This is a genomic window from Kribbella sp. C-35 (assembly GCF_046549195.1).
In the GTDB taxonomy this organism is placed as follows: domain Bacteria; phylum Actinomycetota; class Actinomycetes; order Propionibacteriales; family Kribbellaceae; genus Kribbella.
Genome location: NZ_JAJPWG010000003.1, coordinates 236986 through 251599, shown reverse-complemented (window position 1 = coordinate 251599; position 14614 = coordinate 236986). Strand labels below are relative to the sequence as shown.

10 protein-coding genes are annotated in these 14614 nt (G+C 69.0%); 4 read left to right on the top strand and 6 right to left on the bottom strand.

The features are described 5' to 3' along the window. The first annotated feature begins 52 nt into the window (after positions 1-52). From ACLJOO_RS21220 to ACLJOO_RS21210, 3 genes are all read left to right on the top strand, one after another. On the top strand, positions 53-559 hold the full coding sequence (locus ACLJOO_RS21220) for a GNAT family N-acetyltransferase (RefSeq protein WP_410788960.1): 507 nt from the start codon (positions 53-55) through the stop codon (positions 557-559). Then, positions 556-1605 carry a pseudaminic acid synthase gene (gene pseI, locus ACLJOO_RS21215; RefSeq protein ID WP_410788959.1) on the top strand — a complete coding sequence of 350 codons (1050 nt, stop codon included), beginning with the start codon at positions 556-558 and terminating at the stop codon, positions 1603-1605. Before ACLJOO_RS21220 ends, pseI begins: the two co-directional genes overlap by 4 nt. A gap of 261 nt (positions 1606-1866) precedes the next feature. Beyond that, on the top strand, positions 1867-3351 hold the full coding sequence (locus tag ACLJOO_RS21210) for a class I SAM-dependent methyltransferase (protein ID WP_410788957.1): 1485 nt from the start codon (positions 1867-1869) through the stop codon (positions 3349-3351). A 129-nt stretch (positions 3352-3480) separates the two neighbouring features. Here ACLJOO_RS21210 and ACLJOO_RS21205 read toward each other — a convergent pair whose 3' ends face one another. From ACLJOO_RS21205 to ACLJOO_RS21185, 5 genes are read right to left on the bottom strand one after another with little or no spacing between them, the layout of a single operon-like run. Beyond that, positions 3481-5628, bottom strand: a complete 2148-nt coding sequence (locus ACLJOO_RS21205; RefSeq protein WP_410788955.1) for a glycosyltransferase family 2 protein — start codon at positions 5626-5628, stop codon at positions 3481-3483. Continuing rightward, on the bottom strand, positions 5625-7289 hold the full coding sequence (locus ACLJOO_RS21200; RefSeq protein WP_410788954.1) for a hypothetical protein: 1665 nt from the start codon (positions 7287-7289) through the stop codon (positions 5625-5627). The genes ACLJOO_RS21205 and ACLJOO_RS21200 overlap by 4 nt, the downstream gene beginning before the upstream one ends. Continuing rightward, entirely contained in the window at positions 7282-8106 is an 825-nt protein-coding gene (locus ACLJOO_RS21195) for a hypothetical protein (protein WP_410788953.1), read from the bottom strand. The genes ACLJOO_RS21200 and ACLJOO_RS21195 overlap by 8 nt, the downstream gene beginning before the upstream one ends. Beyond that, positions 8106-10367, bottom strand: a complete 2262-nt coding sequence (locus tag ACLJOO_RS21190) for a glycosyltransferase family 2 protein (RefSeq protein ID WP_410788952.1) — start codon at positions 10365-10367, stop codon at positions 8106-8108. Before ACLJOO_RS21190 ends, ACLJOO_RS21195 begins: the two co-directional genes overlap by 1 nt. 44 nt (positions 10368-10411) lie before the next feature. Further along, a complete protein-coding gene (locus tag ACLJOO_RS21185; RefSeq protein WP_410788950.1) occupies positions 10412-11164 on the bottom strand; it encodes an N-acetyltransferase in 753 nt (250 codons plus the stop codon). A 120-nt stretch (positions 11165-11284) separates the two neighbouring features. Here ACLJOO_RS21185 and ACLJOO_RS21180 point away from each other — a divergent pair, with 120 nt between their 5' ends. Next, complete coding sequence (locus ACLJOO_RS21180; protein ID WP_410788948.1) at positions 11285-13513, top strand: hypothetical protein; 2229 nt, start codon at positions 11285-11287, stop codon at positions 13511-13513. Here ACLJOO_RS21180 and ACLJOO_RS21175 read toward each other — a convergent pair. Continuing rightward, positions 13506-14471 carry a PseG/SpsG family protein gene (locus tag ACLJOO_RS21175; RefSeq protein WP_410789945.1) on the bottom strand — a complete coding sequence of 322 codons (966 nt, stop codon included), beginning with the start codon at positions 14469-14471 and terminating at the stop codon, positions 13506-13508. The two genes, ACLJOO_RS21180 and ACLJOO_RS21175, sit on opposite strands and share 8 nt — an antisense overlap. Positions 14472-14614 lie beyond the last annotated feature (143 nt).

Genomic DNA, 14614 nt, shown 5'->3' with positions numbered 1-14614 from the left:
CACCAAGGCGCTTGAAGAACAGCGCTCGATGAAACGGCGCTAAGTTAGGAGCATGCTGCGCGCTGCGACCGAAGACGATGTCGACACTATCCGGCGGTTGCGGAATCAGCAGGCGAACCGTGACGTGAGCATCACCTCGCACGAGATCACCGCCGACGAGCACGCGGCGTGGTGGGCGAAGACGTCGGTCGACCCCTCGCGGCGGGTGCTGATCTACGAGCGGGACGGCATCGCGGGAGTGGTGAACTTCTTCGACCTCGAACCGACGACCGGCGCGTGGGGGTTCTTCCTCGACGCGGACGGGCTCGCGGAGCGCGGCGAGACCCTGCCGGCGTGGATCGAGATCATGCGCGAGGCCACGGCGTACGCGTTCGACGAGCTCGGCCTCGAGGTGCTCACCGGCGAGGTGCTCGAACACAACACCGTGGTCCGGCAGATGAATCGGCGGTTCCGGTTCGCCGAGGGTACGCCGGAGACGCTGTACGCCGGCGGCCGCGAGATCACTGTGATTCCGATCAGCCTGCGCAAGCAGGACCGTAGAACCCAGGGGACCAAATGAGCACCATCGAGATCGGCGGGGTCAAGGTCGGGCCGGACCACCAGCCGTTCGTGATCGCGGAGATGTCGGGGAACCACAACGGCGACCTGGAACGGGCGCTGGACATCGTCCGCGCGGTCGCCGAGTCCGGTGCGCAGGCGCTGAAGCTGCAGACGTACACCGCGGCCACGATGACGCTCGACCTCGACCTGCCGGCGTTCCGGCTGCCGGCTGAGCACGAACTGTGGAGCGAGGCGCGGCTCTACGACCTGTACGAGGAGGCGCACACGCCGTGGGCGTGGCACGAGCCGATCTTCGAGCTCGCGAAGTCCCTCGGCCTGGTCGCGTTCTCGTCCGCGTTCGACAGCACCGCGATCGACTTCCTGGAGAAGCTCGACGTACCGGCGTACAAGGTCGCGTCGAACGAGATCGGCGACCTGCCACTGGTCCGTGGCATGGCGGAGACCGGGAAGCCGATCATCATCTCCACCGGGTCGGCGACCCTCACCGACATCGACGCCGCGGTCCGCGCCGCGCGGTCGACCGGCAACGAGCAGATCATCGTGCTGTCCTGTACGGCGAGTTATCCCGCCCCGCCCGAGCAGTCCAATCTGCGCGGGATCCCGGTCCTCCGCGACGCACTCGGCGTACAGGTCGGCCTCTCCGACCACACGATGGGCATCGGCGCCGCCGTGGCCGCGGTCGCGCTCGGCGCGACGGTGATCGAGAAGCACGTGACACTGAAGCGCGTCGACGGCGGCGTCGACTCTGCCTTCTCGCTGGAACCCTGGGAACTGGAACTCCTGGTCGAGAGCACGCGCGTCGCCCAACTCTCCCTGGGCTCCCCCGTCATCGGCCCCAAACAGGCAGAACAGAACGTCCTCCGCTTCCGCCGTTCCCTCTTCGTCACCCAGGACGTCCGCGCCGGCGACCTCATCACCTTCGAAAACGTCCGCTCCATCCGCCCCGCCGGCGGCCTGGCCCCCGACCTGTTCACCCAGGTCGAAGGCCGCCCGTTCCGCACTGACGCCAAGGCCGGCACCCCCCTCACCTGGGACCTGCTCTAACCCAGAGTTTTCAATCCGTCCCGCGTCTTCGCCGCGAACGCAAGGAACGCCGCTTCCGGGAAGCGCCCGCTCGACCACCGAGGCACGCTCCTGACCGTCAAGCAGGATGTGCGCGCACTCGGGCGGAGTCGGCAGGCGGTCTGCGTCGTACAACCGGCGAGCGCCAGGCACCCAGCCGCTGCCAGCCAGCGAGTCACCACGGCCCCTCCCCCTGGGATCATGTTCTGTCTGATGCATGCGACTGAGGAAAGGTTGGCTGCCGTGTACTTGCTGTTCCCGGGGCGGCATCATGTGCTGACGCGGTTTCAGGGTGAGTTTCTGCGGCAGTTCGCGGATCGGACCGTGGTGTGGGCCGTGACGTCGGCGAATCATCGGACGACGAAGCGGAACCCGGTGGCGTTCGATCGGCGGGAGGCGGCGATTGAGCGGTTCAGTGTGGCCGAGGGGATCCGGTCGTTGGTGGTGGGCGTGGTGGATACGCCACCGACGGACGAGTTCGCCGAGGTGACGGTGAAGGCGATCGAGGCCGGGACCGACGATCTCGTGCGGTTGACGCCGGAGAACACAGTGGTGGCGTGTTCGACGCCCGAGGTGAGCAAGCTGTACGAGCAGCTCGGGTACTCCGTGATCGGGGTCGAGCCCGAGGGTGCGGCGCGGCCGTGGGACGTGCTGCTGATGATTGCTGCAGGCAACGAGCAGTGGAAGGAGCTCGCACATCCGGCGACCGTGGATGTGTTCGAGCGGTACGCCCTGGACGCGCACGTCGCGCGCTGCGTGAACGACCCGGTGGTCGGCGACGACGGTGGACTCACCACGACCCGCGACTACAAGACGTACGCCGACGCTTTCGAGACCGCGGCCGACCGGAAATGGCAGCAAATCAAGGCGTTTGTCCGCCCTGGCCGGATTCTCGACATCGGCTGCGCGACCGGTGCGACCCTGCAACTGATCGATGCCGACTCACGCTTTCACGAGTCGGATCTGATCGGCGTGGAGGTCGCGCGGCACCTGTTCGCCGAATGCGAGCACAAGAAGGAACAGGGCCTCTTCAGCAACCCGAACGTCTACTTCTACCAGCGCAACATGCTCGGCTCCGCCGTGTTCTCGCCACGCTCGATCGACACCACGCTGACGCTCGCGCTCACCCACGAGATCTGGTCGTACGCCGACGGCTCGCGACCCGATACGGTCCAGCGGTTCGCCGACGCGCTCTACGCGCACACGGCCCCAAGCGGTCTGTGGATCAACTCCGACGTCTGCGGTCCGGACGAGCCGGATCGTCCCGTCGTACTGCGGCTGGACGACAGCGACGGCGAGAACCCGGACGACGTCACCGAGCTCGAGTCTCTCGACGACCCCGCGTCGTACGTCGGCAAACTGTCCACGCGTGCACGGTTCTTCCAGTTCGCCCACGATTTCCGGCGGAACGCTCACGTGCCGTTCGAGTACGACGTACGCGGGGACGGGCTGGTGCTGCGGCTCGCGGACGCGATGGACTTCCTCACCCGGAAGGACTACGTCGACAACTGGCTGAGCGAGACCCACGAACAGTTCTGCGGCCTGAACTTCGCCGGCTGGACCGCCATCGCCGAACGCGCCGGCTTCACCATCGACCCGTCCTCGACCGCCTGGCGCAACGACTGGGTCATCGACAACCGCATCACCCCCGTCGCCTCCATCACCACCCCCACCGGCGACCCCATCGACTGGCCGGTCACCCACCAGTTGCTAATCGCCCGCCGCTAACACCCCAGCCACCCCGCAGAGCTTGCCGGTTGAGCTGCAGGGTTGCCCACTCAGATTCTCAGTGGGCAACCCTCCAGCTGAAGGGATATCGCCTGAGCTGGAGGGTTCGCCGGGCGTGGGTGTGGTGGCCTAGGTGACTTCGAGGTGGAGAGTTCCTGCGAGGGGGCGTACGGCGTACGTGCGTGGGGATCGGTTGATGGTGAGGGGGAGGCGGCTGGAGAGGAAGGGTTCGCATTGGACGGCGTGGGAGGTTCCATCCGGTGCGGTGGCGAAGAGAATCCAGTCCGCCGGTTCCAGGGCTGCCATCTCCACCACCGCGGCCCAGCCGTCGTCCGAGACGGTACGTCGGCAGGCGACGTCCACATGGTCGTCGGAATCCGGCAGGTACCGCCGCCAGCTGAAGTCGGCGTCGCCCCAGTCCGGCCCGCGCACGACCAACATGTTGCCCGCGGCAACCGCGGCGGTGGCGGTCATCCGGATCGGGGACTCGTGCAGGTTCACGTACCCGCCGGTCGACCGGGTCAGCATCACCGCACGCCCGCGCTCGGCGTGTGAGACCAGCCGATCGCCCGCCGTCCACAGCAACACCTGCTCCTGGCCCTCCGGCCCGCGGACCCGGAACGCGCGCGTCGTCCGCTGGCTGAACGGATCGTCCGGATTGATCTCCGCGAGGATCGGCCCGATCGGCAACCACGCGGTGAAGTCCCGGCCGTGCACCTCGAGCGGTATCTGTTCCTCACCACCCGACAACGGCCGGCTCACGAACAACGCCGGCTCGTCGAACGTCGACCGCCCGTGCAGCACCAGCGCATCGGGCGTCTGCTCGACCGAAGTCAACCGGCACGGATCCGCCAACCGCCGTACGGCGAACGCTCCGTCCTTGCCAGGACCGGGCTGGATCCAGTTCGTCCCGTCGATCCACGACCCCGGCGGCCATCCCGGGCTGCCGGCCTTCTGACCACGCAGCAGGTCCCGTCGCCGGATCCCACCAACCCGTAGCCGTACGTCGAAGTGCGACGGGCCGGCTGTGCACTTGGCGAGCAAGTCGCGGCTGACACGGGCCTCGAAGCCCACCAGGCTTTCCTCGCCCCGGAGGTCAGTCGCCGGATAGCGACGTACCGGAAGCCGGTAGTTCTTGCCAGCGATCACCAAGTCGATCCGGAGGTTCGACGGCTTCGACTGCAGGTGCCGGATCTCGGCGGTGCCCCGGATCGACAGCTCACCGTCGATCCAGTTCACCTCGCGCACGCTGGTCGCCATCGACAGGTCGGTCTTGGTGAGCTCCAGGTTCTCCAAGATCGCATCAGGGTCGAGGGCGACCTTGTGCAGCAGTTCCAGATCGCCTGCTCGCAGGGCTGCGAACTGGAGCTGGGCGAGGCGTGGCGAGTTCACCAGCACGGCCTCGTCCAGGCGGTCGAGGAGCTCGGTGGTGAGCTCGACCAGATGCTGTTCTTCCTCGGGCGGGACCGTGCCGAAGGCCGACAGGATCGCGTGCAGGTCGATCTGCCGGAAGTGCGCGTGCACTCGATGCCGGATCGTCGGCAGCGCGTCCTCGATCTCGTCGAGCACCAGGCCGGCCGAGATGACCCGGTCGCGGATGTTCGCGAGCTGGAACTTCTGCTGCGTGATCGAGTCGCCCGACTCCCGCTCGCGCCAGAAGTACACCGGCGCCGCGAGGGTATCGACGGTGACCGCGTCGAGGTGTGCCTTGAGCGTGACCGGATAGTCCTCGTACCGGATCGCCGGGAACCGGTAGCCGTACTCGTCCCAGAACGACCGCCGGTACACCTTGTTCCACACCATCCGGTCCAGCACCAGCTGCGGCGTCTCGGAGATGTGCGTGGCAAGCCGATTCTCCGTGAAAGCCTGTGCATGCAACCACGACGGCCGTACGCCGTAACTATTGTTGAACCGTCGCGCGTTGCCGCCGGCGAAGTCGGAACCGGTCTGGTCGAGCGACCGGACCAGCATCCCGAACCCATGCCGGGTCACCAGGTCGTCGCTGTCGACGAACGTGACGTACTCCCCTGTCGCGTGCTCGACGCCGGTGTTGCGCGCCGGGCCGAGGCCGGCGTTCTGCTGCTCCACGATCCGGAACCGCGGGTCGCGGAGGCAGAACTCCTTCGCGATCACGGCGCTGTCGTCCGGCGAACCGTCGTCGACCAGGACCGCCTCGAAGTCGCCGAAGGTCTGCCGCGCGATCGAGTCCAGACAGTCCCCGAGATAAGCCCCCACGTTGTAGAACGGCACTACCACGCTCAGGCGCGGCGTACTCACCGCTTCCTGATCCGGCGGGCGAGCTTGCGGGCGACGACCTTCGGCTTGCGGACCTGGGCGGCGTGGAAGATCACCCGCGAGACGGCGTACGTGCGGGATCCGCGGATCCGCTCGTGGGCCGTGGTCAGTCGCTGGAGCTGGCCGCGGAGCTCGCGGATGCGGTTCTCGCGGGTCTTCATCGCCTTGTTGCGGAAGCCGAGCGTGCGTTCGAGGCCGTAGACGTGGCCCTTCAGCTCGAACAGCTCCTGCTTGGCTTCCTCGGCTTCTGCGAGTGCTGTGCGTACGTCGACTGTGGTGGTGCCCGTTTCCAGTACTTCGTCCAGCGCGGCGGCGAGTTCTTTGCCGCGGGCGATTTGTTCGGTGGTGGCGGGGAGGGCGTCGGGGCTCGTGGCCTGGGTCTGTTCGGGCGGTTCGACGCCGGACATACCGAGCCAGGCGGAGACGAGGTCGTCGCCGAGCATCCACGGCGGCCACGGGTGGCGGCGGTGCTGTCCGATCAGGCGGTCGTGGAACCGAGCCCAGGCGGCGGCCAGCAGGTCCTCTTTCTCGACGGGGTCCCCGGCTACCCAGCCCGAGACGCCGTACGCGAAGGAGTCGCCGTCGTAGATCACGTCGTCCCAGCGGACGATCACCCGAGAGGTCGTCACCCATTCACCCAGGTCGGCGGCCAACTTGCGGAAGGCGGGCACATCCTCAGCCGACGCGAGCCGGAACAGCACACTCTCAACCGACACACCCGAGGGGATGGTGCTGGGGACAACCGAAGGGTCGAACGTGAGCGTGTCGGTGGGCGTGGGGTCGCCTGTGACGGTGGTGTCCCAGCCGGTGAGGGTTTGGTCGGCGGTGAGGACTGCTTGGGCGGATTGGGCGTACACGTCGTGGGTGGCGCCGGCGCCTGCGATTGCCAGCCAGGCGGTGGGGATTGCGGGGAGTAGGCCGGCTCGGGCGGCGGTGTCTACGCCGTCGGCGGCGGGTGAGAGGAGAGGGACGTCGGTCGACTCGAGTGCGGCGGCGGCCAGGCGGGTGGGGAGTTCGCCGGGGCGGGCGGTCGCGGCGACGTCGGCCCGGACGAAGGTGCGGGAGCCGAAGTCGGCGTACACCTCGGAGGCCCACGGGAGCGCGGACTTGAGCTGGTCGACGGCGACCGGCCGGGTCGGGTCGTCGTGGAGTGGGCGCCACTCGTCGTCGCCGTGGCGTTCGTCCGCGGGGCGGCTGTCCAGCAGGTTGAGCAGCGAGAACTCGTTTTCCAGCCCGAGTACGACGACCGCGTCCGGAGCGGCCAACGCAGCGAGCGCGGCCAGGCGCGCGGTCCACGACAGGTCCGCGCTGTCGTACCCCAGCACGCGATCGAGCCCGTCGGAAGCGATGATCACGTCGTACGGCTCGGTCTGCAGACCGTCCAGCGCACCGGCGATCACCTGCAGGCACGGCCCGAAGTCCTCGCCCAGCTGCTGCGCGTCCGCGACCGAGCGGACCAGGATCGTCACGTCCGCGGAGTGCGCGAGCACGGATTCGATCAGCTGCGGGGCATGCGGCCCGAGGATCAGCGTCCGCCGGTTCGCGGGTACGACGTCGGTCAGCAGCGCGGCGAGCGCCGGCCGCGGCGTCGTGCGATCGGTCCACGGCTGCATCTCACCGCGGACCACCTGGACCTCAGACACGCTCTCTCCAATCGAACAGCGACCGCAGTTCCGCGGGCGGCATCATCCAGGGTTTGCCGAGTTCCAGGTCTGTGGTCGCCCGGGCCGCTTCGACATCGACGGTCTTTCCGAGCATTTCCGGCCAGAGCCGCTCGATCCGGCGCTGGCCGCCGAACAACGGGTTCTCGCCGTCCATCTCCATCGGGTCGCCGTACACCGCCGGCTCACAGCCGGCCGCGATGCCGTAGAAGATCGCGGTCGACAGCCGGTTGGCCGCGACCCGCTTGTGCTTGCGCAGCTCGGCCAGCTGCTTGAACAGGAACCGCCGGTCGGTCCCCTCGTACGAGAACCCGCGGCGCCCGAACGACACCACCCGGAAGCCCGCGTCCTCGTAGAAGCCGCGGACCTCGGGCCGGTCGTATTCCGTGTAGTACAACGAAAAGGTGACCGGGCCGGGCTCGGTCTCGCGGATCTCGTCGATCAACCGCTGGTGGTCGCCGTGGATCTTGCCGCCCTCCCACCCGTGGAAGAGGAACCACAGCGTGCCCTCGCGCTCGACCGGTTCCTCTTTCTCCGGCTCGAGCTCCATCAGGTACAGGAACGGCGCCCCGATGCTGTGGTAGTTCCGTCGCCCGAGCGCATGCCCGCGACGTCGAGGCGCGTCGCTCCAGGTGAACCGCCAGGCGCCGTCGTAGAACTCGTGCACCGGGTTCCAGCCGCAGCCGATGTTCCAGCCGTGCTGCAGGTACCCGCGCAGCCGCGGCGGGTGGTCGAAGTCGAACCCGGCGTACCGCGACAGGATGTGCGTCTGACCGTAGTAATGGTTGTGGTGATGCATCAGCGCACCTCGACGTGCAGAGTGCCGGCATGGGGTCGGACAGCGAGCGCGTGCGACCCGTGAGTGATTGCCAACGGCAACCGGCTGCACAGGAACGGCTCGCACTGTACGGCGTGGGCCGCACCGTCAGGAGGGGTGGCGAACAGGATCCAGTCGGCCAGCGCGGCCAGCGGATCGACCGAGACCTGCACCGCGGTCACCGGGATCAGCGCGTCCACGTCGACCGTCGCGGACCAGCCTTCGGCGGTGAGGGTACGACGGCACGCGACGTCGAGATGCTCGTCGGAGTCGGCCAGGTACCGTCGCCAGCCGAACGTGACGTCCCGGCCCTCCGAACCCCGCACCGTCAACTGGTTGCCCTCGACAACTGCCGCCACCGCGGTCGTCCGGATCGGCGACTCGTGCAGGTTCACGTATCCGCCGGTCGAGCGGGTCAGCGTGACCACCCGGTCGTCCACGACCCGCGAGACCGCAGCGTCGCTCGCGGTCCACAGCAGCACGCGCTGCTCGCGCTCGGGCCCCCGGACCCGGAACATCCGGGTCGTCCGCTGGCCGAAGGGGTCGTCGTGGTTCGCGGCCGCGAGGATGTCCTGGATCGGCACCCGGGCGGTGAAGTCACGCCCGTCGATCTCCAGCGGAACCTCTTCCTCGCCGCCGACGACCGGCCGGCTCAGGTACAGCTCCGGCTCGTCGAACGACGCCGTCCCGTGCAACACGAGCTCGTCGCCGGACTGCTCGACCGCGGTCAACCGGCACGGGTCCGTCAGCCGTCGCAGCGAGAACCAGCCGTACTTCCCCGGCCCGGGCTGGATCCAGTTCAGCTCGTCGATCCACGCACCGGGCGGCCAGCCGGGACTCCCAGGGCCTTGACCGCCGAGCATGCCTTTCCGCTCCCGCCGCCCCGACCGCATCCGCACCTCGAAGTGCGCCGGCGCGCCCGTGCACTCGCCGAGCAGCTCCCGGTCCAGCAGCACCTCGAACCCGACGAGCGTCTTGTCCCCGTGCAGGTCCAGCGCGTCGTACCGACGTACCTCCAGCGGGTACGTCGTCTCGCCGACGGCCAATGCCACGTCGAGGGTCGACGTACGCAGCGTCTCCAGGTGGCGGATCTCCGCGGTGCCCTTGACCGACAGCTTGCCGTCGACCCAGCCCACCTCGCGCACGCTCGTCGCGAGGGTCATGTCCTGGTCGCGGAGCTTGTACAGCGCCTGAGGTACGGCGGACTCGCCGAGGCCCGGGTAGTTGTACTCGAGCCGCCAGGCCCGCGGTACGGCGCGCGCCCCGCCGCGGAGTCCGCCCGAGTTCCGGAAGACCGCGAGCCGCCGGAGCAGCTCCACGTCGCCGGACCGGAGGGCGGCGTGCTGGATCCGGTCGTACCGGTGGGTGGCGGCCAGAACGTCCTCGTCGAGTTGGTCGAGCAGCTCGCGGGACAGATCCACCAGGGCCTGCTCGTCCTCGCTCGGGACCGAGCCGAACGCGGACACCAGCGTCAGTACGTCGATCTGCGCGAGGTGCGCGTGCACCCGCCGGCGGACCACCGGTACGGCGTCCTTGACGAGGTCGACGACCATCCCGGCCGACGTCACCCGGTCGCGGATGTTGCCGAGCTGGAACTTCTGCTGCGTGATCGACTCACCGGACTCGCGCTCGCGCCAGTAGTAGACGGCCTGCGTGATCGTGTCCACGGTCACCGCGTCCAGATGCGCCTTGAGCGCGACCGGGTAGTCCTCGTACCGGATCGGGGGGAACGTGTACCCGTACTCGGTCCAGAACGACCGGCGGTAGACCTTGTTCCAGAGCATCCGGTCCAGGACCAGATCGGGGAACTCGGTCACGTGCGTGGCGTGCCGGACCCGCGCGAACGGCTGCTTGTGCAGCCACGACGGGCGTACGCCGAAGCTGTTGTTGAACCGCCGCGCGTTGCCGCCGGCGATGTCCGAACCGGTGCGGTCCAGCGTCCGGACCAACGCGGCGAACCCGTACCGCGAGACCAGATCGTCGCCGTCGACGAACGCCAGGTACTCGCCGGTGGCCTCCCGGATGCCCGCGTCCCGGGCCGGACCGGGCCCGGCGTTGTCCTGCTGGATCAGCCGGAACCGCGAGTCCTGGGCACAGAAATCCTTCGCCACGACAGCGCTGTCATCGGGCGAACCGTCGTCGACGAGGATCGCCTCGAAGTCGGACCAGGCCTGCCGGGCGATCGATTCCAGGCAGTCCCCGAGGTACTCGCCGACGCCGTAGAAGGGCACCACTACGCTCAACCGCGGCGTCACTCGGTGTGCCCTCCTCCGCGGTCGCTGAGTATCTACGTAGCGGCAACGAGGTGGACCGTGAGGAGGTTATGCACGGGTTCGAACCCGTAGCGGGACCAGACCCGCTGGATGCCGATCTGGTGGGCCTGGGCGGTGACGACCAGGCGCCGCGTCGTACAGACGTCCTCGATCGCGGCCAGCAGGTGACCGTACCGGCCACGACCCTGCTCGGCCGGTACGACGCCGGCCAGCTGGATCTCGGTCCACGAGCGCTGCTCGTCGACGGCCGCCAGCGCGAGCACCCGCCGGTCCGGACCCCGCAATACGACGGAGCCCGCAGCGCCGATCCGCCGCCGGGCCCACTCCTGGCGTCCGGCCAGCGCGAGCGCCCGGTCGAACATCGGATTGGAGCAGTAGTGGTTGCCGGAGTCGCCGAAGACGTCCGCGACCAGGTCGTCCACGAGATCGTTGTCGACCTCGGGCTCGAGGTGAGCGGTGAAACCGGCCAGCGGCGCGGGGCGGCGGCCCTTGCCGACCGGCAGCGCCCAGGCCGTGACGGCGTCGGCCAGCAACGCCTGACGCGGCCCGTCGGCCAGCGCGGCGAACCAGGTGGTCTCACGCGCCGGATAGCGCAGCACGATCACGTCTGCGGTCGACTTCTCGACGGCGGCCAGCACCTCCGCGAGCGGCGTACCGGCGGATGCGGACACCGACATCCGGTCGATGGAGACCCCGAACCGCTTCGCCGCGTCCACGGACGGCCGCACGGTCAGTTCACCGGCTTCGAGCGCGTCGTACCAACTCATAGGCCGCAGAGCTTAAGGCATCAGAGTTACCAGACGTGGGGCGAGGCCTACTCTCTGGGGCCTCACAAGGAGTGACACGTTGCATTCGTGGCGCAACGGATTTCACATTAGTGTTACGACATGCGCGCGAAAGCGAGGCGGCGGGGGCCGCGGACTGCGGGGCCTTCCCTTTCCGGTCTGGTCGCCGGGCTCGCGGTCGTGGTGCTGGCGATCGTGCTGCTCGCGCTGCATTCGACCGTCTTCGAGCTGGCCCGGTTCGTGCTGTTCACGCTGGTCGCGGTGCTGCTGCCGGGGTTCGCGCTGTGGCGCCTGATCGGCGGGTACGGACGCAACCTGGTCGAGGACCTGTCCGCCGGGTTCGCGGTCGGTACGGCGGGGCAGGTTCTGGTCTACCTGGCCAGCGCGTCGATCGGGCTGCAGGCCTGGTCCTGGGTGTGGGCGCCCGTCGTGCTGGTCATCGCATTCGTGGACTGCGACGTACGGGCGCGGGTCTGGCGGCGGGTCGACCAGCCGCTGCGGCCGCTGCAGGCGTGGCTGCTCGCGGCGTCGACGGCGGTCGTGCTGCTGATCGTGTACCGGCGCGGGCCGGGCCAGTTCCTGCCCGCGTACACCGACCCGCTGCGCGCGTATCCCGACCTCGCCTTCCAGCAGGCCCTGGCCGCCAGCGCGAAGTACGACGTACCGATCTCGACGTTGTGGCTCGGTGGCGAGCCGATGAAGTACCACACGTTCTTCCATCAGGCGACGGCTGCGACGCAGTGGGGGACGCGGATCGACCTGACCGATCTGATCCATGCGCTGAGCTGGCTGCCGCTGTTCCTCGCCGGGTGCGGGCTCGTATTCGCGCTCACCAGCCGGCTGGCCCCGACGGCCGAGTCCGGTGCCACGTGGGCCGGACCGCTCGCGGTGTTCGTCGCTGGTCTCGGTGGGGCTGTGCAGCCGTTGGCCGGCACCGGGCTGGGCGGGATCTCGACCGCGGTGGCGGCGTACCTGAGTCCGACGCAGAACCTCGGCGTACTGATCGCGCTGGCGCTCTGCGTGGTGGCGGTCGACCTGCTCCGGGCCGACGGCAGGCCGCGCGGCCGGTGGGTGTTGCTGGTCCTGCTCGCGCTGATCGCGGCCGGGGCGAAGTCGACGATCCTGCCGTTGGTGGGTGCCGGGTTCGCGATCGCGTTCCTGCAGCTGGGGCTGGCGCGGCGGAGTACGCGACCGGCGTTCCTCGGCGGGTTGCTGTCGCTGACGGTGTTCGTGGGGGCGTTGATCGCGATCTTCGGCGGGAGTACGTGGGGGACGGAGATCAAGCCGTTCGAGACGTTCGTCCAGTTGGCGCCGTACCCGATGCTGGTGTCGAACCCGCATGCGCAACTGTTGTCGGGGGCAACGACCCTGCTGAGCTGGGCGCTGGCCGCGTCGGGGCTGTTCTTCCTGGGCCGGAGGTGGCGCGACTCCGGTGCGGTGTTCCTCGCCGGGGTCGCTGTCGCGGGTTTGCTGGGCACGTTGCTGACGACGCAGTCGGGAGTCAGTCAGCTGTACTTCCTGCGGACAGCCTTCCCTGTCATCGCCGTACTCGCGGCGGTCGGGCTGGCGAATCTGGTCGGACGACTCGGGGACCGGCGGGCCGTGGTGCTCGTCGGCGCGGCCGGGCTGCTCGGGCTGATGGCACTCGCCGTTGCGCGGTCGCAGTCCACCGACCTGCGCGGCATCAAGGGCCCGTGGATGTGGACTGGGGCCGCCGTGGCGGCTGTCGCGCTGCTGGTGGCGGTCGTCTGGAAGCTGGCGCGGCGACCGGGCAACTTCTTCGTCGCGTTGCTCGGCGGCGCGGTGGCGGCGTGCATGATCGGCGCGACCCTGGTGCCGTTGCAGGGCTTCGTGTCGGACAAGGCGTCGAGCTTGGTCTTCGCCCGCCCGTTCCGCGGCGGCGCGACGGCGGCCGAGGCCGGCGCGGCGCAGTGGCTCCGGCGGAACAGCGCGCCGGGCGACCTGATCGCGACGAACGCGCACTGCATCATCCAGCGCGACGGTCTCTGCGACAGCCGGCACTTCTGGCTCTCCGCACTGTCCGAGCGTCCGGTGCTGATCGAGGGCTGGTCGTACTCGAACCAGGCGAACCGGATCGCCCTCGTCAACAACAGCAACCCGAGCCTCATCCCGTACTGGAACAGCGAGGAGCTCGCCGCCAACGACATCGCGTTCAAGGCGCCTACGCCGGCGGCGATCGAGCGCCTGCGGGAGGCCGGAGTGCGCTGGCTGTACGCCGACCATCGGGCCGGCGAGGTGTCACCGGCGCTCCGCAACTACGTCCGCCTGCGGCACGCCACGCTGGACGCGACGATCTACGAACTCAGATGAGCTGAACCAGGGCGTCGGCGACGCGCTCACGCCCGCGGCCGTCGACGAGTTCCCATCCGGCGCGCGCCAGCCGACCACGCTCGGCCGAGTCGGTGAGCAAACGCTTGAGCATCTGGTCCGCCGCTGAGCTGTCTTGCTGCAGCGCGCTCAACAGACCGAGTCCAGCAGCGGCACCGGTGTCTACGGCGCGCTCGTAGCCCATCTCCTGGTTGTCGACCACGCACACCAGTCCCGCAGTCGCGCCGAGACACAGCAGCTCCCAGGTCGACGTACCGGACGCGCTGATCGTCAGATCCGCCTCGCGGACCTGGGCCGCCAGTTGATCCGTCGGCTCGATGACGTCGAGATGCTGGTGCGGTTGCAGCTCGACGGCGGCGATCTTTGCGGCGAGGTCCGGTCCGGGTGCGACCACCGTGGCCTCGAATGGCAGACCAGTCGCGGTCAGCGCGCGGGCGACGTACGGACCGGCGCCGAAGGCATCCGTGCCGCCGAAGAACGCGAAGACCGTCGGTACGGCGCTTTGCCGGTCGACGGGCGGCGCAGGGGGACGGTGGTCGAGGATCTCGTCGCGGATCATCACGTACGGCAGGCCGGCGAGCCGGATCGAGTCCCGCGGCAGCGGCGGGTGGTCGAGCTCGGCCGCGAGGTTCTGGTCCACCAGCACGTCCGCCTCGGCGCCGCGAAGGTCACCGTCGACGATCGCCAGCGTGGGCAGACCGGTCGCCCGGACGGCGGGGTAGACGGCTGCATCCAGGTCGTACGAGTCGAACACCAGAGCGTCGAGCTCGAGACGGCCGACGAGCTCGACGTGCTCGGCCGCTCCCCAGACCGCGGGCTGTACGGCGATCCCACGCGTCGCGATCTGCTCCGCGGCCCACGGCACGGTGTGCGCGTCGCAGACGAAGACGAGCTCGACGTCGCGGCGACGTACCTCCTCGGCCAGCGCCACACAGCGCATCACGTGACCAATGCCCCGGGACGGCCCCACATCACATCGCACCCCGACCCGTTTCACGGGGCCAGCGTACGTTTGATCATCTTGGGGTGAGACGGTGGATTGAGGTGGTCGTTCACCGGGCAGCTATTGTTTCGAGGTCCGTA